Source organism: Flavobacterium soyangense (assembly GCF_015277675.1).
GTDB classification, from domain to species: domain Bacteria; phylum Bacteroidota; class Bacteroidia; order Flavobacteriales; family Flavobacteriaceae; genus Flavobacterium; species Flavobacterium soyangense.
Window position 1 is genome coordinate 1 of the sequence record NZ_JADHEC010000008.1, and the last position, 21943, is coordinate 21943.

Here is a 21943-nt window from a genome sequence, read left to right on the forward strand (position 1 = left end):
AAAAAAAGTTATATAAAGAAAAAAGCTTATAACGGATGTTTAAAATCCTGTTACAAGCGTTTTTTATCGTCTAAAAAACGACGCTAATCAAAATAAGCGATGTTTTTCAGCGCCCTCTTATTTTCAAGCTGCTGTTTTTTTTAGTGCTGTGAAGTGTCTGTGGAATGGAAGGAGGCACGACTGACTGGAACAGCCGAACGAAACAAAGGGAACGACCGAAGAGAGACCGCTTGATTACTCGTGTTGTTATTAACCAAAATGATTTTAATTAACGAGGCTAAAAGAGGCTTTATTGTTGATTAATAAGATAACTAATTAAATTTTGCTTGAAGTAATTCTTTATTGTAAGTCAAGATATTTATATCACTAACTAAAAAATCACCATCATTTGTAATACAAATTAATTCATTTTCCTTTGAGTATTCTTTACAAGTTAAATAAAAGTTTCTGATTTTAATTAGTTCTTTTTTGAGTGAAGCATACAAATCACCAGATAAAATAGATTTATTAATCTCAAAAAAAATAGATTTGAAATATAGCTTAGTCCTAAATAAGTATCTTTGACACATTATAAAAATTAAAATAATGTATCAAAATATTCTTGATCCCATAATAATAATTCTTATTTGTGGCTCTCTAATTTTACTGTCATTTCTCGAAATTACTAATCCATTAAAGGTAAATAGGAGAGCAAATTTATGGTTTGGTCTTTTTTTATTATTATGGTCCACATTTTGGATGGATGAACTTTTAGAAATAATTAATTTAAAATTTTTATCTGGTACTTTCTTTTTTATAGATTTCATTCAATTTTTAACTCCAATAGCATTCTATTTGAGTGTTATTAATTTTATATCTCCAAATTTTAAATTTCAAATTAAAGATTTTAAATTTTTAATTTTACCTTTTACCTTTATAACATTTTTAATACTTCAATATAACGCATCGTATGATAATATAAATAAGTACAAGCTCGTTTTAACAGGGCTTATGGTTTTTCAAGCTCTTTTATATACAATTATTTCTTATCGTAAAATTATAATACATCAAAAAAAAATATTACTATTTTCATCCGATACTACTGATATTAATTTGAATTGGCTAGAATACATTATCATATTAATTTTATTGATATGTATCATAATAACTTCTTACACTTTGTTTGTAAACCCATTAGAGCAAAATATTTATATAAATATAATTTTTCTACTAGCGATTTATGCTATTGCATATTATTCTCTAAAACAAAAAGAAATTTTTCCTTTAAATAAAAAACAAAGGAGCGAAATAACTTTTATCAGCGAAGAGGACGTCAATGATATAAAGAAAAAAATTGTCTCTGATGAGGATTTGGTTCAAATCAAAGCCAAACTTCATTTGTTAATGCTGGATCAAAAACCTTATTTAGATAGTGATTTAAATTTAATAAAATTAGCAGAATTAATAAATACTACTCCACACCAACTTTCTTATGTTATAAATAGTGGCTTTAATGAAAATTTCTTTCTATTTGTAAATAAATATAGAATCGAAAAAGCAAAAAAATTACTCTTAGAATATGATTTTAATAACTTGTCTATTTTAGGCATTGCTTTTGAATCTGGATTTAATTCTAAAACGACTTTTAATTCAACTTTTAAAAAAATCACCAATCAAACTCCTTCTGATTTTAAAAAAAGAAGTACTACTTTATAATTTAGTAATATTTTCTAAAATACAGGGCTTATTTTCAAGTATTTAAATCAATTATAAAACTAGTACGTATTTATAAAGTCGAGCATAACGGAATTGCTTTGCTTTTACTTTTGCTTCATAAATAATTGATTTATGGTAGTAGAAAAAAATAGTGCACATCAATTTGCAGTGATAACAGGAGCCAGCCAAGGTTTAGGAAAAGCATTTGCAGAAGAGTTGGCTCAAAGAAAAATAAATATTGTTTTGGTAAGTCTTCCGAATGAAAACATTTCAAATTTGTCTAATGAAATTGCATTCAAGTACGGTGTAAAAACGGTCTACTATGAAACTGATCTGGCAATCTCGAAAAATGTAGTAGCACTATCCGACTGGCTTAATAAAAACTTTAGTGTCTATATTCTAATTAATAATGCAGGAGTTGGAGGTACCAAAAAATTTATTGATGCAGATGTTAACTATATAAATACAATATTGCAAGTTAACGTAGTTGCAACGTCAATACTTACGCATCAACTCTTACCAAATCTGATGCTTCAAAAACAATCATACATTCTTAATGTTTCAAGTATGGCAGCATTTTCGCCCATAGGATATAAAACTGTTTATCCCGCTTCTAAAAGTTTTATTCATTCCTTTTCTAGAGGATTATCAGAAGAATTAAAGAAATCAAATGTATTTGTAAGTGTAGTTAACCCTGGAGCTATGAAAACGAATAATGAAGTAAAAGCTAGAATAAAAAAACAAGGTTTTTTGGGGAAATTAACGCTATTAGATCCAAAAAAAGTCTCAAAGTATTGCATTCAACAACTATTTAGAAAAGACACACTAATTATGGTAAACCCAATTAGTTATGCCATTTTAAAAATTTTACCAATATGGATAAGATTGCCTTTAATGACAAATGCAATTAAAAGAGAAATTTAATATGGAAAAAATATTCATAACAGGAATTAATGGTCTACTTGGAACGAACCTAACATTTGATTTGTTAGAAAAAGGATATTCAGTAAAAGGATTGATACGTAACAAATCAAAGTTCGAAGGAAAAAATCATCCGAATTTAGAATTGATAGAAGGAAATTTATTCGATGATTTAACCCAAATTTTAAAAGAGATAGATACGGTCATTCATATTGCAGCAGAAACAAGTCAAAATATAATTAACTATTACGATTATTGGAAAATTAATTGCAATGCTACAAATCAATTACTGAATTCGGCTATTTTATGCAAAGTAAAAAAATTTGTTTTTGTCAGTAGTGTAAACACTTTAGGCTATGGAACATTGAATAATTTAGGTACAGAAAAAGATGAAATAAAATCACCACTCAAATCTTCTTTTTATGCACTAAGCAAATTAGAAGCGGAAAATATTTTATTGAAGGATAAGGACAAAATAAAAGTGATAATTATCAATCCAAGCTTTATGATAGGCGCTTATGATACAAAACCAAGTTCAGGTAAAATTATATTAATGGGATTGAAAAAGAAAATAATATTTTATCCACCCGGGGGGAAAAATTTTGTTGACGTAAAAGATGTATCTAGAGGCATTATTTCAAGCTTAAACAAAGGGAAAAATGGTGAAAAATACATTATTGCCAACGAGAATATAAGTTATGTTGGCTTTTTTGAAAAATTAAATAAGCTTGAAAATCAATTTCCAATAATGATTCGGGTACCTAAAGCTATTTTAATTGCAATAGGTTATTTAGGTGACGGTTTGCGTTTTTTCCAATTAAAAACCAATTTAAGTTCTACAAATATGAGAATACTTTGTATCGATAATTTCTATAATAATCAAAAATCAATATCCGATTTAGAAATGGAATATTTGCCAATAGAAGCTGCAATTAAAGATTCTATAGAGTATTTCAAAAAGAAATTTAAATAACTTTTTTAACTGATGAAAATTTAATCTAATGAATAATGAAACACTTATTAAATTTCTTGTAATTCCATTTACTTTTTTTAAAATTTACCTTACAGTTTTTAGTACATTGATTATTGAAAAACCCTTGTTAAAAACAAATTTCCTAACCTATAACATAATAAAAGATGAGAAATCTATTGGCACTATTAATATTGAAATGATCACAAAAAATGAAATTACTAAATATTCCTTTGAATCTAATGCTAAAATAAAAATTTTATTTTACAATTTGCAAATCTATGATAAGATGGACGTTACTTTTAAACAAAACAATTTACAAGAAGCAAAATTATACCGCACAAGGAACGAGAGAGTAGAAGTTAATAATACTACAACTTGGCACGGAAATTATTATAGTTTAAGAAATAAAACTGGAGACAATGGCACTATTAAAGAAGTCATACCAATTACCACCGCTAGTTTATATTTCACTGAACCCATAAATGTAAAAACTGTATTTTCAGAAAAATTTCAAAAAATAATTCCTATAAGAAACATTGGGAACAAAAAGTACAAAATGTCATTGCCTAATGGAAATTCTGTTATTTATAATTATCAAAATGGAATATGCAATTTAATAGAAGCTGAGACAGAGTTTGCATCCATAAAATTTATTTTGAATACTAATAATTTAATAGTGAAGTAAATGGTTATTATACTCTTAATTAGAATTATCTACTCGATGACAAAAAGTCAAATCACAATTATAAAACAAAAAAATAATGAACAATCTAATAAAAAAAATTACAAGTACCTTTAAAATACTCTTAAAAGTAATAGTTAACGCTTAAAGAAAAGACGCTTTAGGTATTAGACCTGAAAATTTGGTTTTCAAGAACATAAAAACTGGTAATACTTTATATGTAGTCCATAACAAAAAAAACGAAAGAGAGCCCATCAGAGCCCATACCTTTTAATTAAAATTAATATTGAATCAATGTTAATAATAATACACGTTACATCAGCATAACTAATAAATAAAATAAAATTTGAAGATAAATTAAAACTATGAAAAATATAATCACAATTGAAGAATTGAATAATTCACATTCAGAAAGTATTCTTGGGCTTATTTTGCCAATTCAGCAAATCGAATTTAATGTAGCAGTCACTTTAGAAGGACAGCCGGATTTGCTCGACATTGAAAAATATTATATAAAAGAAGGAGGAGGTTTTTGGGGGGCTTTTTTAAATGGAAATCTGGTAGGCACAATTGCACTAATTAATACGGGTCATAAAGCAGGTGCTATTAGAAAAATGTTCGTTAAAAAAGAATTTCGAGGGAAGGATCTTTTAATATCCCAACAACTTCTAAAAGCACTAAAAAATTACTGTATTTATAAACAAATAGATGATTTATATTTAGGAACTATTGATGTCTTGAAGGCAGCACACCGGTTTTATGAGAAAAATGGTTTCGAGCGATTGACAAAAGCACAATTGCCAAATTATTTCCCTACCATGATGGCCGAAAATGTGTATTATCACTTTAAAATAAAATAATATGAGTATAATTGATAAAGCAGGAATTTTGGCTATAACTAGGAGATTACAACGACAAAGCGATAACATTTGAAAAGATGGTTTGGCAATTTACAAGGCTTTGAATTAAATTTTGAACCAAAATGGTTTCCTATTATATATACACTAAATGTAAGAAAATCGGTAAATGTTGTTGAACTTGCAAATGAAATTCGATATACTCATCCTTCTACTATACTTTTATTGAAAGAATTTGAAAAAAATAAGCTAATAAAGTCTCAAAAAGGCAAAGTTGACCAAAGAAAATGCATTATTACACTTTCAGCAAAAGGAAAAGATTTACTAGACTAACCCATTCAGCAGCAGATAATACTAGCTATGAATGAAGCAACTGATACTGAAAACAATTTAATGAAAGCTATTTCAGAAGTAGAACTGGAACTGGAAAAATCCAGTTTTATTCAACGAGTAACAAGACTAAAATCACAATATTAATATGAGCTGTCTCTGTTTTAAATGATTGATTTTGAAAATTTAATTCGAGATAAATTAAAAATTAGAAGTTAATAATACTGCAATTGGGAATGAAAATTATTATAGTTTAAGAAATAAAAATGCCGAGAATACCATTATTAAACAATTCATTCTCATTACTACTTCTAGTCTATGATTTCACTGAACCTAAAGTTTAAAAACTGTATTTTTAAAAAAAATTCAAAAAATAATCTATATAAAAAGCATTTGCAAAAAAAAGTCTAAAACACAATTTGTAAACAAAAAAAATAATGAACAATTTAATAAAAAAAATTACAAGTACCTTTATAATACTCTTAACAGTAATGGTTAACGCTCAAAGAAAAGACACTTTATGTATTAGACCTGAAAATTTGGTTTTCAAGAACATAAAAACTGGTAATACTTCATATGTAGTCTATAACAAAAAAACGAAAGAGAGCCCATCTGAACGAATAACTTTAATTAAAATAAATGTTGCTTCAATAACTCATAATAATACACCCGCCATAGCGATATTACAACAATGGGATCGTGATACAATACTTCACACTTCAAAAACAATTTTTAAGTTAAGTGATTTTTCTACACTTGATCAAAAATCTTATTGGAAAAGATTAGGATATGCTTCGGACTTTAATTTTGAAACTAAAAGCATAAACTACGAAGGAAAAATTCCTGATTCTGTAAAAGTTAAATCATTTGAAATTTTTGATAAATCATTCGAAAAATACAATCTAAATTGGCATTCAGACTTGGTGATTTTTACTCTTTTACCTTATAAAGAAAACAGGACTTTTAAAATAAATTTTTATGATCCAGGATTTGGCAAACCTGAGGAAGTTTTTTATGCAATTACAAATGTTGAATCTCTTTTAAATCCTTATGGGAAAAAAGTAAAATGCTGGGTAATGGAACACAAAATTGGTTTAAAAAATGACTATCAAAAATTTTGGATATCACAAGAATCAAATGAAATTGTAAAAGAAGAAGACTACTTTAACGGGAGCTATCGTTATAAATTGAAAGTAATGTTTTCAGAATTTGATTAATTTCTAAATAATAAACTTGCATATAATAAGTGAACGTACTATGTTTGCACTTATATTATTTATTTAACCATTTAATTCGAGAAAATATGTGGACAAAAAGTCATTCAATCCTAACAACAGAAGTTTCAAAAGAACAAATGTGGAAACTCTTTGCAGATGTAAACAATTGGCATACTTGGGATGAAGGTATTGAATTTGCAAAATTAGAAGGCAAATTCGAAAAAGGAAACTACTTTACATTAAGACCAAAAGGCGGACCAAATGTAAAAGTAGAATTGTTGGAAACAATAGAAAATAAATTGTTTCTTGATGTTACAAAATTCCCATTAGCCAAAATGTATGACGAGCATAATTTTGAAGAAACAGCACAAGGTTTAAAAATCACTAATACTATAACTGTAACAGGAATTTTAGGTTTTGTATGGCGTAAAATTGTAGCTCAAAAAATTGTTGATTCCTTGCCAGTAGATATGCTACAACAAATCCAAACTGCTAAAAATCTATGAAATCCAGCGACAATACTTTTAGTGTAGAGAAAGCAGAGGACAGTTCTGGTTTTTTATTATGGCAAGTAACAAATCTTTGGCAAAGAGAAATTAAAAAAGCATTAGAGCCTTATGATTTAACACATTCTCAGTTTGTTTTAATGGCAAGTATTCATTGGCTGACATTACATAAACAAGATGTAACACAAATTCTATTATCATCACACACAAAAATTGACCCAATGACAACTTCTACTGTTTTAAGAACTTTACAATCGAAAGGTCTATTACAACGGCAAGAGCATACTACCGACACGAGGGCTAAAACAGTTGGACTAACTGAAAATGGAAAGAAAATTATCAAGCAAGCAGTAAAGACTGTTGAAACATTTGACAAGACTTTCTTTGCTGTACTAGGAAATACAACTCAAAAATTTAATGAACAGCTAGTTATATTACTTAAAAAAAAATAACTATGGACGGATCTCTAAAAATCAAAATAAAAATACTCAATGCTTTTAGTGACAATGATAAAGGCGGAAACCCAGCAGGAGTAGTTTTAAATGCTGACAATTTAACAAATGATCAAAAATTAAAGATTGCTTCAAAAGTTGGCCTATCAGAAACTGCTTTTGTTTCAAAATCAAAATTAGCAGATTTCAAGCTGGATTTTTTTACACCAACCCGACAAATAGCACATTGTGGTCACGCTACAATTGCAACTTTTTCCTATTTATCACAGTTAGGCTTAATAAAACACAAGTTCTCTTCAAAAGAAACAATTGATGGGATAAGAGAAATTTCAATTCAAGGTGAATTGGCATTTATGGAGCAAAAACCACCTGTTTACACTGAAGTGAAAGAAAGCAATGAAGTAATTTTAAAATCATTAAATATAACAAATGAAGATCTTCTTATAAATGCATCCATATTAAAAGTAAACACCGGAAATTCTTTTATAATAATTCCTGTAAAAGATGTAGCCACTATAAAGAACATTGAACCAAATTTTGATTTAATTACTAATCTTAGTGAAAAATATGACTTAATAGGTTTCTATGTTTTTTGTACTCAAACAGTAGACCCAAATCGAGACGTAAATACCAGGATGTTTGCACCAAGTTATGGCATTGAGGAAGAAGCTGGTACAGGAATGGCGGCAGGCCCACTTGCTTGTTACCTGTTTGACATTCTTAATCTTAAAAAAGATAGATTTCTTATTCAACAAGGATGGTTTATGAATCCACCGTCGCAAAGTTTAATTATTGTTGATTTATCAATAGAAAACGAAAAGATTATAAAGCTTATGGCTGGTGGAAAAGGAATTCAAAAAAAATCAATTATAGTAGAAATTTAGAGAATTTTAAATACCTAAAATTCCTTTTAGAGTTCATAACAAAACGCGCATAATTACAAATAGAAACAATTATTATGAAAAAGTATATTTTATTAAACATCCTCATTTTTTTAACATCAATTTCTTTCGGGCAATCTAAAGATCAATCTAAAATTTTTATTGACAGCATAGCGAACCAACTTATAAAAAAATCAGAAATCAAATCGTTATCTATCGGTATCGTAAAAAACAACAAAACCCAAGTATATTATTATGGTGATACCGGTAATGGTAACAAACCAAATAATTCAAATTATTATGAAATAGCTTCATTAACCAAGACTTTTACAGGTCTACTTTTGGCTCAAGCGGTTAATGACAAAAAACTAACTATCGATGATGATGTAAGAAAATATTTGAAAGGAAACTACAAGAATCTTGAATACAATGGGAAACCAATTACATTCAGATCTATTTTAACACATAAAAGTGGCTTGCCATATACCTTTCCGAACAAACCAGAAATTTTTATTAATCCCGACTATGACAAGCTACCTTTTATACTTGATAGCCTGGAAAGAAATTTCACCAAGGATAAATTCTTTCAGGAATTGGCAAAAGTAAAACTTGACACCTTGCCTGGAACTAAGTTTCAATATTCGAACGTTGGACCAAACCTTACTGCTTATATTCTTGAAGACGTTTACAAAATGGATTACCAAAAACTATTAGAAAAATATATTTTCAAATCGGCAAAAATGAAATCAACGAAATTGACATTAGCAGAAAATGAAAATAAGTACTTGGTACAAGGATACAGTACTAAAAGAATTAAAATGCCTTTTAATGGCCCTAGTATCAGAGCAGCAGGAGCTTTAAAATCAACTTTGCCTGATATGTTGAACTATATTATCTTTCAACTAAACGAAAAAAATGAAGCTGTTAAATTATCACATAGTCCAATTTGGAAAGAACAGAATGGAACTTATATGAAAGGCTATTTTTGGCAAATGGATAGTGAAAACGGTAACGACAAGATTTTCCAGAATGGAGGTTCTTTTGGAACTTCAAGTTGGCTTGAATTTTATCCAAAAGAAAAAATTGGCCTCATAATAATTACAAATGTGAGCGGGCAAGATGTTCATGATAAGCTAAGTGCTTTAACTACAAATATTTACAATAAAATAAAAGATAATAATTAAGATTCTTAAAACATCTAATAAGCAAATGAATAACGAGATAATTTTGAGAGAATTTATGAATAGTGTCTGGAACGATAAAAACTTTGCTGATATCCAAAAATATTTGTGTCAGGAATATACTATACATTTAGATAATGCTGATCCTTGGGAAGGAAAGACAATAAATCACACCGAATTTGAAACACGATTAAATTATACATTTAATTCATTCCCCGACATACACTTTGACATTAAAACAGCTGTATCAGACGGAAATTTAGTATCTATTACTTGGATTATGACAGGAACAAACACAGGAAATATAGGTGAAATTCCAGCTACAAATAAGACAATAAAAGTTAATGGAGCTACTATTTATCATTTTCTAGATGGAAAAATAAATGGTCATACACAAGTATTCGATAGGGCTGCTATTATGAAGCAATTAGGGTTTATTAAATAACTGTAATATTTAAGAAATATAAGAAATCTACAGGCCTAAAGCTATAGTTTCGTAAATATTCTTTTTAAATATGCAGTCATTGATTAAGTAACATAGCAATGTAGCTTCTCAATTTTAGATCATACATAAACTTCATAATACTTTTTTAATCTGGATAATTAATTTAGAATATTCCCCAAAGTCGAAAATAAAAATTGACTAAATGACAAAAAAACAACTTTAAAAATTAACGACCAGTTTGAATTGATGCCAAATAGTAAAACTTAATTAAATAAATATTATTAACACTAAAAATTAAAATATGATGAATAAATCTAATAGTTCGTTGACACATACGCCCGAAAAACTTGTTTTGGAGTTTTTTAACAGAGTATGGCATAGTCCACACGAACTGGACGCAATTGATGAATTAATGACCACAGATTATAGTATTACAACAGCTGGAAAAGTAGTAAAAGGAAGAAATGAGTTTAAAAACTGGGTAGGTGAATTTCAAAAACTACTTCTCGATGCTAAAACCGAAAGTATAGATGTATTCTATAACAAAAAGGAAAATAAAGTAGTTTCGAGATGGGATTGCTCTGGAAGGAATAATGGCCTTTTCGGACTTAAAGCTGACAACCGGTTTATATCGTTTACTGGAATTGCAATCTGGGCTGTAAAAGACGGTAGACTTGCCGAATGTTGGGTCGAAAGAAGCGCATATGAATTGTATCAAAATTTAATTTCTGGCGAAAAAGAGACTGATTTTGTTTAATTAGAAAGGTATCATAATTATTGGAAAATCCATAAATAATTTGCTTGATTTCTAAAACTTACCAAAATATTTACAGTAATAAAATTCTAAAACAATCGATTACTATCACAAAGAAACTAAATATCTAGAAAACTATTTACTGAATAAATGCAACCTTTTAATAATGAAAGAAACAATTTAAAAAGAAATAAATGAAGAAATCTATTAAATTAAAAAGGGCAATAATAGTATCTTTTTTATTATTTAACTGTCTATCTTTTGGACAAAAAAATGATAATTATTCCTCTAAAATTGACAGCTTAATAAAAACAACTAATGTAAGACAATTCAATGGAGTGATATTAATTACTCAAAATGGAGTAACTAAATATGCCAAAGCTTATGGGTATTCAAATTTTGAAAAAAAACAATTTTAAACATTAATAATCAATTTGAAATAATGTCAAACAGTAAACAGATAGCTGCTGTTTTAATTCTGAAAGAAGTCGAAAAAGGAAAAATAGATTTGCAATCACCAATAAAAAAATATTTGCCATTTTTAAGGCAAATATGGGCTGATACTGTTACGGTACATCAACTTTTAAACCATACTCACGGCATTGATGCTATAGATAAACCGCTAATGTTTATACCTGGATCAAATTTTAATTATGGGAATTTATCGTACATACTTTTAGGAAAAATTGTTGAGTTTTCATCTCATAAAAAGTATTCTGAAATGGCCAATGAACTTTTTAAAAAATTGGATATGAAAAATACTTTTACTTACTCTTCAAGTAAAACACATAATCTTGTTTTAGGTCATATAAATAATCAAAATAAATTTAGTGTAATAAATTCCACCCAAATTAATGAAAAATCTATTTCTGCAGACGGGATAATAACTACTGCAAAAGATCTAACAATTTGGAACAATAAGCTCCATAAAGGAAAAATATTAACTCCAAAAACTTATAAATTGATGACAACATCAAAAGTCCTTGCACAACACAATCTTTTCGGAAAAGAAAAAATACCTTATGGATATGGTATCAGAATTTACGAAAATGATTTCATAAAATACATTGGGCATACTGGATTAGGTGATGGATTTCTTTCAATCAATTTATATTTCCCAAACAAGGATATTAGTATCATAGTATTAGAAAATCAAATGAATGAAAATAAGGACTTGTCTTATTTTTTTGAAATTGAAATAAAAAAAATAGTAACGAATAGCCGCCTTTTTAATTAAAAAAACTAAATGTACAAAAGTATTGGTAGAATCTTTTGATAACAAAATATTCCATTTATTCTACTTGAAGACAAACTATTAACTAATTAAAACAAATAGTAAATTCAATAACTAATATCATGAAAAATATACAAACAATTCATCAAACGGTTACGATAATGGAAGGAGCTGTAATTAGTGGTGCCGTAACAATTGGTGCTAACACTTATATTGGTTCAGGAGCAATTATTTCTTCAAACGGTGGTACAATTGAAATTGGTGACAATACAGTCATTATGGAAGGAGCAATTATAAGAAGCAGCAAAAAATTTGGATGTTCTATAGGTAATCATGTAATTATTGGACCAAAAGCAACAATTACTGGATCTATTATAGATGATTATTGTTTTATTGCAACCAATGGCACCATCTTTCATGGTTCTAAATTAAAATCAGGAACTATTTTGGCAATAAATGGCATCATTCATATTGATACTTTTTGCCCTGAAGATACTTTTATTCCAATCAACCATATAGCATTTGGAAATCCTGCTAAAATTTATGCTCCTTCAGAGATAGGTGATTTTCATCAGGCCTTAAAACAAATTGGATTTGTAAAGTATGTTTACGATATTGACACTAGTGGCCTTTCCAATTCAGAGATTTATAAAAAAATGACCGCAAAATTTTTAGCCAATCTAGATAAATAGCCATTTTATGAGGTAAAATGGAAAAAACGGTCAAATTGACCACCTGATTCCAGAGCAAATTGACCACCAGTTTCGGAGCAAACTGACCACCAAAAAACTCCTGCTTTTTTTCATGCTGTTAGACCATAAATTCGTTAAAAAAACCACGAATTATGGCAAACAAAATAACAGACATGAGTAAGATTAGAAAAGTAATAAAATTTCATTGTAATGGTAAGAGTAAGCTGTTTATTAGCAATTACTTATCCCTTTCCAGAAATACAGTAAAGAAGTATATTTCCTTATTTGAAGCATTAGGATTAACTTTTGAGATTATCAATCAAAAAACAGATGCTGAACTTGAATTATTGTTTTCGCATAATGTGGTGGAAACAATCCCTGTAAAATTGCAAAAGCTGTATGCTTTTTTTCCGCAGATGGAACGGGAACTGAAAAAAGTTGGGGTTACCGTACGGCACCAGTGGGAACTGTATATTGCGGTGAATCCCGATGGATTCAAGAGTTCACAATTCAGGCATTATTACAAGATATGGGGCAATAAGGTCAATCCGGTAATGCATATGAATCACAAAGCGGGTGATAAAATGTATGTGGACTATGCCGGAAAAACACTTTCTATTATTGACAAAGACACTGGAGAAATCAAAGAAGTACAGTTTTTTGTAGCCATATTAGGAGCCAGCCAATACACTTATGCAGAAGCTTCGATGAGCCAACAAAAAGAAGATTTTGTAGCCTCGGTAGAGAATGCAATGCGTTTTTTTGAAGGAACTCCCGCTGCAATTGTTCCGGATAATTTAAAGTCAGCCGTAATTAAAAGCAGTCGTTTTGAGCCTACAATCAACGAAACATTAGCGGATTTAGCAGAACATTACGAAACCACTATCTTGCCTGCCAGGGCATACAAACCAAGGGATAAATCATTGGTAAAAGGAGCTGTAAAGATATTGTATAGAAGGATTTATGTGAATCTAAAAGAAGAAAAATTCTTTGATATTGATCAGCTGAACCAACAGATTTTGGATTTACTCGACTCCCATAACAACCGAAAACTCACAGGACGACCATACTCTAGGTACGAACTGTTTTTAGAAGACGAGAAACAAAAACTACGTCCGCTACCGCAAGAACGCTTTGAAATTAAATATCAATCCTTTGCAACCGTGATGCAAAACGGACACGTTCAATTAAGTCAGGACAAGAATTATTACAGCGTTCCCTACCAATACGTAAAGAAAAAAGCGAAGCTATTATATACCAAATCAACGGTCGAAATATACCACAAATACAATCGTATAGCCACACATATAAGGAATTATAAGCCTTATGTCTATACCACAAACCCGGAACATTTGGCTAGTACACATCAATTTGTGGCCGAGTGGAGCGCTTCCCGTTTCATTGAATGGGGAAATAGTATCGATACGGCAGTGGGAGACTATATCGTAAAAATAATTGAAAGCAGAAATCATCCCGAACAAGCCTATAAAAGCTGTTTAGGAATACTCTCTTACGAAAAAAAGGTATCCAAAGAACGATTAATAAATGCCTGCAAACGGGCACTTGATTATAAAATTTACAACTTTAAAACCATACAGAACATTTTAGAAAACAACTTGGACACCATTGATTTTGAACACGAGCAAGAGCAAGACCTTCCCACCCACGGCAACATCAGGGGAAAACATTATTTTAACTAATTTTAAATCCAATAAATATGAATGAATCCACAGTAACCAAAATGAAACAAATGAAGCTTTATGGAATGCATAATGCTTTTAAAACCGCTATCGAAAGCGGTAAAACAGACCATTACACACTCGATCAGTTTGTGTCAATGATTATCGATGCCGAATGGGATGAAAGGCACAACAGGCGCATTGAGCGAAGCATCAAGAACGCCCGATTCCATTACAAGTCAAACATCGAAAACATAAGCTTTGATTCTTCTCGAAATCTGGAACGAACCTTAGTGTTACGCCTTGCCGAATGTGAGTTTGTAGAAAAAAATGAAAACATTTTAATTACAGGAAGCACAGGTGTAGGCAAGAGTTATTTAGGAACCGCATTAGGTTATCAAGCCTGCATACAGGGTTTTAAAGTGAGTTATTTTAACACTTCAAAATTATTTGCCAAATTAAAAATGGCTAAAGCCGATGGTTCCTATTTACGAGAACTTGCCAAAATAGAACGGCAAGATGTTATTATTCTTGATGATTTTGGTCTCCAAGCTCTTGATAGTCATAACCGAATTACACTTTTAGAAATCATCGAGGACAGGCATAATAACGGTTCAATTATCGTTACTTCTCAAATCCCGGTACAGGGTTGGTACGACATAATTGGCGAAAAAACCATAGCCGATGCCATTTTGGACAGACTCATACATCAATCGCATAGAATTGAACTTCTCGGAGAATCGATGCGGAAGAAAAAAAGTCTAAACAAGGTATAATTTTTGAGTATATTTGAATATTAATCGACAGATGAAAAAAAGTAGTTTTTAATGGAAAACAGGGGTGGTCAATTTACTCCGAAATTGGGTGCTCATTTTGAATTGGAATCAGGTGGTCAATATCACTGGAATTTGCAATTCGAGTTACAAATCCTGTTTCTTTGTCTGTAAAATGCTTGAAAGCCTTGTAATCATTATAACCCTTATCAAAAACATAAATGGTATTGTCATCGCATTTTAGCTTTTCTAAAAAATTATGGTCGTGAGTACTCGCTGGGCTAAACCACACTAAACTTGGCACTTTTTCATCTGCATTAATTACCGTATGAACTTTAATTCCGCCTTTTCTTTTACCCTCTTTTGACTTTCTTCCAACACTACTCAAAATATCTTTAAACAAACTAATTGTTGTGCTATCGACTATTTTAACCTGCTTTTTTAGAACATCTTGAATTCGGCTGTCCGACAAAACCGAACCATACTCGAACAACAACTTATTATAGATATCTTCAAAAAAATCAATCTTTCTATTCTTGTTTGCATCTGATAAAGTGCTTCGTTTTGGAATATGACTCAACTGAAAACTTTCTGTTTTACCAGACAATCCAAGCATTGCTCCAGATACTTCTCGAAGTGAATTACACTTGGCAAAAGAACAAAATAGCATACTTATCAGATGGTCTTTACTCTTAAAACGCTTTACATATCTATCTGAATCGCTCTTTTTGACCGCATCTTTTATAATTTTATCGTCAATTAAAGAAATCAGCTGTCCGAAAACAGATTTACTGGAAAAATAATTACTTTTACTCATCGTTTTTTGTCTTTTGCAAAACCAAATTACGATTTTAATTGAGAAGCCATTTTTATGGCTTCTTTTTTATTTACTTTTATCGGACAACAATGATTAAAAAATAATAAATGTTTCAAATTTCCTCAATCATCATCCTGTTGCAACACCTTTCGATTGAATTCCAGACAAAGATTACACTTAAACTAATCATTTAAAACAAGCTACTGTTCCGTATGTCTTACAATGGTATAAATGGCATTTATAAACATAAATGTCACTCTGTATCGGAAATAGAACTAAAGAATATCTATATGCTTTTACATATAAATGTATTTTATTTAAACAAATTATATGCTTTTACATATAATTTACTATATTTGCTTAAAATCAATGCAAAAGCATATAACGATGAAGACATTAGCCGATTTTGTAAAAGAGAAAAGAAACGAAGTAAAACTCACCCAGGAAGCCTTTGCAGAACGTGCCGGAGTAGCACTTACTGTCATTCGAAAAATAGAACAAGGCAAGGAAAACCTTAACCTTGAGAAGGTAAATCAGGTACTCAAAATGTTTGGGCATACCTTGGCTCCGATGAATGCGAGAGAATTATCCAAAAATGACGATTAAATAAAATGAGAAAAGCAGCTGTATATTATAAAGAATTTCTGGCGGGCATCCTCACGGAAACGGACGACGGGGAATACACCTTCGAATACGATAAAAAGTATGTGATGGAACATCCCAAAGAAAGCATCAGCTTGACGATGCCGGTACGATCAAATACCTATACCGAAAAACGATTATTTTCTTTTTTTGAAGGCTTGATTCCGGAAGGATGGCTATTGGATATTGCGTCCAAAAACTGGAAAATAAATCCTAGCGACCGAATGGGCTTGCTCCTGGCCTGCTGCCAAAATTGCATCGGAGCAGTTAGTGTACAACCAATACCAAACGAAAATGAGTAAGTGTCTATATTGCTATGAACCATTGGAGGACAATAGTGCTGGTGACTTCCACGAGCAGTGCAGCCTAGAGTTTTTTGGTACCAAACAACCACCGGTATTCGAACATTCACTAAAACAAATGGCGGAATTGGCCAAAAATGTGGTGGAACGAAGTGTGGCAGTTCCAGGCGTACAACCCAAACTATCCCTTTCCATCGTGAATGACTCTCTGCAGGACGGAAACAAAGGGCGTCTTACCGTTGTGGGAGCCTTGGGAGGAAATTATATTTTCAAACCACCATCCGACCAGTTTCCGGAAATGCCCGAAAACGAGCACTTAACTATGCGCATTGCCGAAGCTTTCGGAATCAATACCGTAAAGTCAAGCTTGATCCGATTGCAATCGGGCGAACTGTCCTACATCACCAAACGCATCGACCGAACAGATACCGGAGAGAAAATCCACATGCTCGATATGTTCCAGATTACGGAAGCCTTTGATAAATACAAAAGCTCAATGGAAAAGGTCGGCAAAGCCATAAATGAATATTCGGATAACACCCTGTTAGACAAATTGTATTTTCTGGAATTGGGTGTTTTCAGTTTCCTCACCGGAAACAATGATATGCACCTGAAAAACTTCTCAATGATCTATTCCGGCGATATCTGGACATTGGCTCCAGCCTATGATTTATTAAACGTAGCCATAGTAAACCCGGATGACACCGAGGAACTGGCCCTAACATTAGAAGGCAAAAAGAAAAAACTACAATGGGAAAATTTTGAAAAATTAGGCATCAACCTTGGACTTAACGAAAAACAAATAAAAGGAATTGCGAAGCGGTTCCAAAAAAGTAAACCCGTAGCCATCAAATGGATCAATAATTCATTCTTATCGGAAGAGTACAAAGAGAAATACAAAACCCTGATGGAAGAAAGATACCACACCTTGTTCCAGCGGGAATAAACGCATCCTTTTTTTGGTTAATTTTACTCCACGAAAGTTGGGGCAACAGTACTTTACAGTACCTCAAATCCTACCCAAAGCCATAGATAGTGTATGAAAATCGAAAACAAGAGGTTGTGTATCTACCCAAGTCCACACCCTAAAGTCTTAGAATAAGTTAAAAATTCAAGCCCGAAAAATTTAAAGGAATAAAAAAAGAAAAGTAAATTATGGAAGATAAATTTATACAAAAAACGTTAGTGTTTGACGCCGAAAACAGCACAGGGAAAATAAAAGTTGAAAAACTTTGTGAATTGATATCCGACCATCCTTATAGATCAGAAATCTATAAAGTTTTTGATTTTGAAAATGTCAAAGACGAAATAATTTCTATTGACAATATTGACACGTTATTCAACCGTGTAGCATACTTTAACAAAAACTATAAAAGGCATAATATCTTGGCACAGAGTAAAGATGTCAATGTTTTTCAGAGTGAAAAAGCAATTGAAGGTAAAAATGAAAAGTCAATAAATTTTCATTTTGATGAATATGTTGTAATTGATGAGCTGAAGAAAGGAATGAGTGCTATTGCCATTTATGACTCGAAAAACACCTTTCTAGATGAATATGTTATGACAAAATACGCAAACAACTTATTTAAAATTGGATTGGCTGATTTGGCAAGACAAAATGTTGAATATTTTAAAGAATTGGCAAACAGCTCAGATAATTACAACAAACATAGAAGTTACAGATTGGTTGAAAATGAAGGATTAAATTATCTGAGAGGTATAACATTAATAAATATTTTGAATACGGTGTAGATTTTACTTTTGTGGTATCAATGTTAATTTTTCATAACAATATGAAAAAAAATAAAGGTACTGAGTACAAAATTAAAAGTGCGTCACTTAATGAATCTAAATTAGAAATAATTGTTGCAGAAAAATTTTTAAAGGATGCAGGATCGTTTGGAAAAGTTTCGATTGCTGCGAAAGTCACCACTAATGATTTGGGACAAGGTTCTTTAAATTTTGTAAACATCATTAATGTGGGACAAATTGAGAAACAAGGTTTTTATTTATTTCCAAAATCATCAAAATTTGAAAACCCTAAACTTATAATCTCGCACACCACAAAGCCTGAAAATGTTTTTACAAGTTTATTAGGAGTTAATAATATTCTAAACACAAGTGATAATTTCATAAAAGAATTATATGATGTAAAGTCGATTAAAACGCCTGATGAATTGAGGATGAAAATAAAAGCTAAAATAGACCATCCCCGAAGTGCATTTACAGTAATCAAAAAACTATCAGACATTTTTAAACCAAAAATTGACAATGACATTAATCATTTTTCACAACTTTTGGAAATGTGTAATAAAGCCGAGGAATTGGATATCGACTATGACCTAAAAGATAAGTTGAGGTACTTGATTTCAGATATAATTCTTTACGGATCCCCACAATCTTAAAAATAATAGGGGATTTTTTGAAACGTGATAAATAACGATTTTAAAAAGGTAAATAATTATATTCTGTTAAACAAATGCAAGTAACTGGCTTAGATGACAATAAACTAAAATCTGCATAATAAAGCTATCAAGTTTATTATGCAGATTTTTGGTTTATCAAAAAAACCTGCTAATTTAACCATATACTTTTTGTAACAAATTTTTACTCTTTTTGTTACAATTAAAGCAATTCTTTTGTCGCAAATATCTCCTATTTTTGCGACAAAATAGCAGAAATTATTCAAGTCCACATATTGAAAACAAAGCGTTTACAAAAACAAAAAAAGCCAGCAGGGGTTCGCAAAAAATGGTGTTACTAATAAATACGGAAAAAACAAAAAGGTAACCCTTGGGTAGAAATATTTTTCAATTATTAAACTAAATACATAATATACAATACATTGCACTTGGAGTTATAATATGAATTATTGCATTCAGTAAAAAAATTGAATGTAACATATTTTGCAACTTTATAACATATTTTGCAACTTTAGTAATATAATATATTACTTTTGTTCACAAATAAAACCTGTTCACGTTTCCGTGAACGTTAAAAATAAGTGAACAATGAACCCGCAAGAGATAATTCACAACGCATTAAATAACATCCAAACAAAAGCAAATATCATTGGAAAATGGAAGGATGCGGTAGGTCAAGACAGGATTGATGGGGAACTCAAACTAGAAATAGAGAACCATACAATCCGCCTTTTTACGGATATAAAAACCGAAATAAGAACTATTCATCTCGAGAAAATAGAAGAACTAGCCAAAGAATATCATCCGTTTATTGTGGTGGCGCAAAGAATATTCCCTAAAATAAAAGAGGAACTCCGCAATAGAAATATTGCCTATTTAGAAGCGAATGGAAATATTTACCTAAAAGAGGAAGGGTTATTTTTATGGATAGAAGCTAATAATCCCATTGAAATCAAAGATAAAACAACTAATAGGGCCTTTACAAAAACAGGTTTAAAAGTGGTGTATCAATTCCTGATAAACGAAGAGTGGATTAATTATACCTACAGACAAATTGCTGAAGAAACCAATACCGGAATTGGGAATGTAAATAACATCTTTACTGGTTTGAAACAAGAAGGATACCTATTACAGCTAAACAAAGAGCACTATAAATTGGAGAATAAAAAGAAGCTGCTAGAAAAATGGATAATGGAATATGAAAAACGCCTAAAACCAACACTAACAATTGGAACATTTCGTTTTCTAAAAGAAGATGATTTCTACAATTGGAAAAAGCTGCAACTACAAAACGGTAAAACTTGCTGGGGAGGAGAACCAGCAGGTGATGTATTTACAAATTATTTACGCCCTGAAGAGTTGACAATCTATACAACAGAAACCAGAGGGGATTTAATGAAAAATTATCGTCTAGTTCCTGACATCAATGGAAATGTAAAAATTTTTAAAAAGTTCTGGGAAAATGAAGATGTAAATAATAATGTAGTTCATCCATTATTGGCATATACAGATTTAATAAATAAAGGTGATAGAAGATGCACCGAAACAGCACAAAAAATATACGATGAGTACCTACAAGATAAATTTTAAACAGTTACGCCAGCAACCTCAACTTTCTGAAATGCTTTCAGCATTGGAAAGAGGTTTAAACAAATTTGATATTGACTTCTATTTGGTTGGTGCAGTAGCTCGAGATCTTTGGATGAGTGCCATTAATGATATTCCACCTAGCAGAATCACGGGAGATATTGATTTTGCTGTTTTTATTGATGACAAAGGAACCTATGATAATTTGAAAAAGTACTTAATCGAAGTGGAAGGTTTTTCACCATATAAGGGGAATGCTTTTGTCTTGGTTTGGAAAGGTTTCATACAAGTGGATTTGCTTCCGTTCGGTGAAATTGAAGACAAGAATGCGGGGGTTACCATTGAAGGTAGTGGGTTGACAAGTCTCAATATGCCCGGATTCAAAGAAATCTATGATGAGGGTTTGCCAGTAGTGGAACTGGAAGAAATACACAAATTCAAATTCTGTACACTTCCAGGAATAGTGATTTTAAAATTAGTTGCTTGGCAAGACCGACCTGAAATCAGAAGGGATGACATAAAAGATGTGAGTAATATCTTAAAACATTTTTTCGATATGTACGCAGAGGAAATCTTTGAGAACCACAATGACCTTTTTGGCGAAAATGCTTTCGAATTACATTTAATCGCCGCTAGAGTAATGGGAAGAGAGATTAACAAAATTGCTAAACGCAATGAAATACTGCACAATAGATTGAAGGATTTATTGGAAGTCAGTACAAATAATAAGGACATTGAAATAGCCAAAATTATGGCTGAATTTTATGAAAATACTATCGAAGATAATTTAGTCCTATTAGAACAGATAAAAACTGGATATTTAGAATAAACCATTCCGTTATAAACATCAAGGGCAATCCTTTAGTTTTGTCAAAGCAATAAATTTGTAATTTTAAATCA

General features: G+C 30.7%; 26 protein-coding genes. 25 read left to right on the forward strand and 1 reads right to left on the reverse strand.

Annotated elements, in window-relative coordinates:
* Positions 1–585: 585 nt before the first annotated feature.
* From IR213_RS05165 to istB, 18 genes are all read left to right on the forward strand, one after another.
* The gene (locus IR213_RS05165) at positions 586–1695 is read left to right on the forward strand and encodes a helix-turn-helix domain-containing protein (RefSeq protein ID WP_194311249.1); all 1110 of its coding nucleotides are present in this window, start codon (positions 586–588) and stop codon (positions 1693–1695) included.
* 132 nt (positions 1696–1827) lie between these two features.
* On the forward strand, positions 1828–2619 hold the full coding sequence (locus IR213_RS05170) for an SDR family NAD(P)-dependent oxidoreductase (RefSeq protein WP_194311250.1): 792 nt from the start codon (positions 1828–1830) through the stop codon (positions 2617–2619).
* A 1-nt stretch (position 2620) separates the two neighbouring features.
* A complete protein-coding gene (locus tag IR213_RS05175; RefSeq protein ID WP_194311251.1) occupies positions 2621–3589 on the forward strand; it encodes an NAD-dependent epimerase/dehydratase family protein in 969 nt (322 codons plus the stop codon).
* A gap of 28 nt (positions 3590–3617) precedes the next feature.
* Positions 3618–4274, forward strand: a complete 657-nt coding sequence (locus IR213_RS05180) for a DUF6134 family protein (RefSeq protein ID WP_194311252.1) — start codon at positions 3618–3620, stop codon at positions 4272–4274.
* 362 nt (positions 4275–4636) lie between these two features.
* A complete protein-coding gene (locus IR213_RS05185; protein WP_194311253.1) occupies positions 4637–5131 on the forward strand; it encodes a GNAT family N-acetyltransferase in 495 nt (164 codons plus the stop codon).
* 69 nt (positions 5132–5200) lie between these two features.
* Complete coding sequence (locus IR213_RS16245) at positions 5201–5461, forward strand: MarR family winged helix-turn-helix transcriptional regulator (protein ID WP_228479095.1); 261 nt, start codon at positions 5201–5203, stop codon at positions 5459–5461.
* Positions 5462–5895: 434 nt separating this feature from the next.
* Positions 5896–6675 (forward strand): DUF3108 domain-containing protein, encoded by a 780-nt coding sequence (locus IR213_RS05195; protein ID WP_194311254.1) that lies wholly within the window; start codon positions 5896–5898, stop codon positions 6673–6675.
* A gap of 86 nt (positions 6676–6761) precedes the next feature.
* Positions 6762–7181, forward strand: a complete 420-nt coding sequence (locus IR213_RS05200; protein WP_194311255.1) for an SRPBCC family protein — start codon at positions 6762–6764, stop codon at positions 7179–7181.
* Positions 7178–7633, forward strand: coding sequence for a MarR family winged helix-turn-helix transcriptional regulator (locus IR213_RS05205; protein ID WP_194311256.1), 456 nt, complete (start codon positions 7178–7180; stop codon positions 7631–7633). Before IR213_RS05200 ends, IR213_RS05205 begins: the two co-directional genes overlap by 4 nt.
* Positions 7634–7635: 2 nt before the next feature.
* Positions 7636–8517, forward strand: coding sequence for a PhzF family phenazine biosynthesis protein (locus IR213_RS05210; protein WP_194311257.1), 882 nt, complete (start codon positions 7636–7638; stop codon positions 8515–8517).
* A 74-nt stretch (positions 8518–8591) separates the two neighbouring features.
* Positions 8592–9698, forward strand: coding sequence for a serine hydrolase domain-containing protein (locus IR213_RS05215; RefSeq protein WP_194311258.1), 1107 nt, complete (start codon positions 8592–8594; stop codon positions 9696–9698).
* Between the two features lie 25 nt (positions 9699–9723).
* Positions 9724–10140, forward strand: coding sequence for an ester cyclase (locus IR213_RS05220; protein WP_194311259.1), 417 nt, complete (start codon positions 9724–9726; stop codon positions 10138–10140).
* A gap of 301 nt (positions 10141–10441) precedes the next feature.
* Positions 10442–10897 (forward strand): ester cyclase, encoded by a 456-nt coding sequence (locus IR213_RS05225; protein ID WP_194311260.1) that lies wholly within the window; start codon positions 10442–10444, stop codon positions 10895–10897.
* A gap of 191 nt (positions 10898–11088) precedes the next feature.
* Complete coding sequence (locus tag IR213_RS16250; RefSeq protein WP_228479096.1) at positions 11089–11313, forward strand: hypothetical protein; 225 nt, start codon at positions 11089–11091, stop codon at positions 11311–11313.
* Positions 11314–11336: 23 nt separating this feature from the next.
* Positions 11337–12131, forward strand: coding sequence for a serine hydrolase domain-containing protein (locus IR213_RS05230; protein ID WP_228479097.1), 795 nt, complete (start codon positions 11337–11339; stop codon positions 12129–12131).
* 119 nt (positions 12132–12250) lie between these two features.
* Positions 12251–12820 carry a gamma carbonic anhydrase family protein gene (locus IR213_RS05235; RefSeq protein ID WP_194311261.1) on the forward strand — a complete coding sequence of 190 codons (570 nt, stop codon included), beginning with the start codon at positions 12251–12253 and terminating at the stop codon, positions 12818–12820.
* A 152-nt stretch (positions 12821–12972) separates the two neighbouring features.
* Complete coding sequence (istA, locus tag IR213_RS05240; protein ID WP_194311262.1) at positions 12973–14520, forward strand: IS21 family transposase; 1548 nt, start codon at positions 12973–12975, stop codon at positions 14518–14520.
* A 17-nt stretch (positions 14521–14537) separates the two neighbouring features.
* Positions 14538–15275: an IS21-like element helper ATPase IstB gene (gene istB, locus IR213_RS05245; RefSeq protein WP_194311263.1), complete on the forward strand. Its 738-nt coding sequence runs from the start codon at positions 14538–14540 to the stop codon at positions 15273–15275.
* Between the two features lie 73 nt (positions 15276–15348).
* On the opposite strand, the gene IR213_RS05250 is transcribed toward istB, so the two are convergent.
* Complete coding sequence (locus IR213_RS05250; RefSeq protein WP_228479098.1) at positions 15349–16089, reverse strand: DUF4372 domain-containing protein; 741 nt, start codon at positions 16087–16089, stop codon at positions 15349–15351.
* A 387-nt stretch (positions 16090–16476) separates the two neighbouring features.
* Here IR213_RS05250 and IR213_RS05255 point away from each other — a divergent pair, with 387 nt between their 5' ends.
* From IR213_RS05255 to IR213_RS05285, 7 genes are all read left to right on the forward strand, one after another.
* The gene (locus IR213_RS05255) at positions 16477–16695 is read left to right on the forward strand and encodes a helix-turn-helix domain-containing protein (protein WP_194311340.1); all 219 of its coding nucleotides are present in this window, start codon (positions 16477–16479) and stop codon (positions 16693–16695) included.
* 5 nt (positions 16696–16700) lie between these two features.
* Positions 16701–17033 (forward strand): HipA N-terminal domain-containing protein, encoded by a 333-nt coding sequence (locus IR213_RS05260; RefSeq protein WP_194311264.1) that lies wholly within the window; start codon positions 16701–16703, stop codon positions 17031–17033.
* Positions 17026–17979: a HipA domain-containing protein gene (locus IR213_RS05265; RefSeq protein WP_194311265.1), complete on the forward strand. Its 954-nt coding sequence runs from the start codon at positions 17026–17028 to the stop codon at positions 17977–17979. Before IR213_RS05260 ends, IR213_RS05265 begins: the two co-directional genes overlap by 8 nt.
* Positions 17980–18188: 209 nt before the next feature.
* Positions 18189–18785 (forward strand): hypothetical protein, encoded by a 597-nt coding sequence (locus tag IR213_RS05270; protein ID WP_194311266.1) that lies wholly within the window; start codon positions 18189–18191, stop codon positions 18783–18785.
* Positions 18786–18826: 41 nt separating this feature from the next.
* Complete coding sequence (locus IR213_RS05275; protein ID WP_194311267.1) at positions 18827–19438, forward strand: hypothetical protein; 612 nt, start codon at positions 18827–18829, stop codon at positions 19436–19438.
* A 606-nt stretch (positions 19439–20044) separates the two neighbouring features.
* Entirely contained in the window at positions 20045–21046 is a 1002-nt protein-coding gene (locus IR213_RS05280) for a type IV toxin-antitoxin system AbiEi family antitoxin (protein ID WP_194311268.1), read from the forward strand.
* Positions 21021–21872 (forward strand): hypothetical protein, encoded by an 852-nt coding sequence (locus IR213_RS05285; RefSeq protein WP_194311269.1) that lies wholly within the window; start codon positions 21021–21023, stop codon positions 21870–21872. The genes IR213_RS05280 and IR213_RS05285 overlap by 26 nt, the downstream gene beginning before the upstream one ends.
* Positions 21873–21943: the final 71 nt, after the last annotated feature.

Coding starts and splice junctions, on each gene's coding strand:
- IR213_RS05165 (WP_194311249.1), top strand. CDS start 586: ATGTATCAAAATATTCTTGATCCCATAATAATAATTCTTATTTGTGGC.
- IR213_RS05170 (WP_194311250.1), top strand. CDS start 1,828: ATGGTAGTAGAAAAAAATAGTGCACATCAATTTGCAGTGATAACAGGA.
- IR213_RS05175 (WP_194311251.1), top strand. CDS start 2,621: ATGGAAAAAATATTCATAACAGGAATTAATGGTCTACTTGGAACGAAC.
- IR213_RS05180 (WP_194311252.1), top strand. CDS start 3,618: ATGAATAATGAAACACTTATTAAATTTCTTGTAATTCCATTTACTTTT.
- IR213_RS05185 (WP_194311253.1), top strand. CDS start 4,637: ATGAAAAATATAATCACAATTGAAGAATTGAATAATTCACATTCAGAA.
- IR213_RS05195 (WP_194311254.1), top strand. CDS start 5,896: ATGAACAATTTAATAAAAAAAATTACAAGTACCTTTATAATACTCTTA.
- IR213_RS05200 (WP_194311255.1), top strand. CDS start 6,762: ATGTGGACAAAAAGTCATTCAATCCTAACAACAGAAGTTTCAAAAGAA.
- IR213_RS05205 (WP_194311256.1), top strand. CDS start 7,178: ATGAAATCCAGCGACAATACTTTTAGTGTAGAGAAAGCAGAGGACAGT.
- IR213_RS05210 (WP_194311257.1), top strand. CDS start 7,636: ATGGACGGATCTCTAAAAATCAAAATAAAAATACTCAATGCTTTTAGT.
- IR213_RS05215 (WP_194311258.1), top strand. CDS start 8,592: ATGAAAAAGTATATTTTATTAAACATCCTCATTTTTTTAACATCAATT.
- IR213_RS05220 (WP_194311259.1), top strand. CDS start 9,724: ATGAATAACGAGATAATTTTGAGAGAATTTATGAATAGTGTCTGGAAC.
- IR213_RS05225 (WP_194311260.1), top strand. CDS start 10,442: ATGATGAATAAATCTAATAGTTCGTTGACACATACGCCCGAAAAACTT.
- IR213_RS16250 (WP_228479096.1), top strand. CDS start 11,089: ATGAAGAAATCTATTAAATTAAAAAGGGCAATAATAGTATCTTTTTTA.
- IR213_RS05230 (WP_228479097.1), top strand. CDS start 11,337: ATGTCAAACAGTAAACAGATAGCTGCTGTTTTAATTCTGAAAGAAGTC.
- IR213_RS05235 (WP_194311261.1), top strand. CDS start 12,251: ATGAAAAATATACAAACAATTCATCAAACGGTTACGATAATGGAAGGA.
- istA (WP_194311262.1), top strand. CDS start 12,973: ATGGCAAACAAAATAACAGACATGAGTAAGATTAGAAAAGTAATAAAA.
- istB (WP_194311263.1), top strand. CDS start 14,538: ATGAATGAATCCACAGTAACCAAAATGAAACAAATGAAGCTTTATGGA.
- IR213_RS05250 (WP_228479098.1), bottom strand. CDS start 16,089: ATGAGTAAAAGTAATTATTTTTCCAGTAAATCTGTTTTCGGACAGCTG.
- IR213_RS05255 (WP_194311340.1), top strand. CDS start 16,477: ATGAAGACATTAGCCGATTTTGTAAAAGAGAAAAGAAACGAAGTAAAA.
- IR213_RS05260 (WP_194311264.1), top strand. CDS start 16,701: ATGAGAAAAGCAGCTGTATATTATAAAGAATTTCTGGCGGGCATCCTC.
- IR213_RS05265 (WP_194311265.1), top strand. CDS start 17,026: ATGAGTAAGTGTCTATATTGCTATGAACCATTGGAGGACAATAGTGCT.
- IR213_RS05270 (WP_194311266.1), top strand. CDS start 18,189: ATGGAAGATAAATTTATACAAAAAACGTTAGTGTTTGACGCCGAAAAC.
- IR213_RS05275 (WP_194311267.1), top strand. CDS start 18,827: ATGAAAAAAAATAAAGGTACTGAGTACAAAATTAAAAGTGCGTCACTT.
- IR213_RS05280 (WP_194311268.1), top strand. CDS start 20,045: ATGAACCCGCAAGAGATAATTCACAACGCATTAAATAACATCCAAACA.
- IR213_RS05285 (WP_194311269.1), top strand. CDS start 21,021: ATGAGTACCTACAAGATAAATTTTAAACAGTTACGCCAGCAACCTCAA.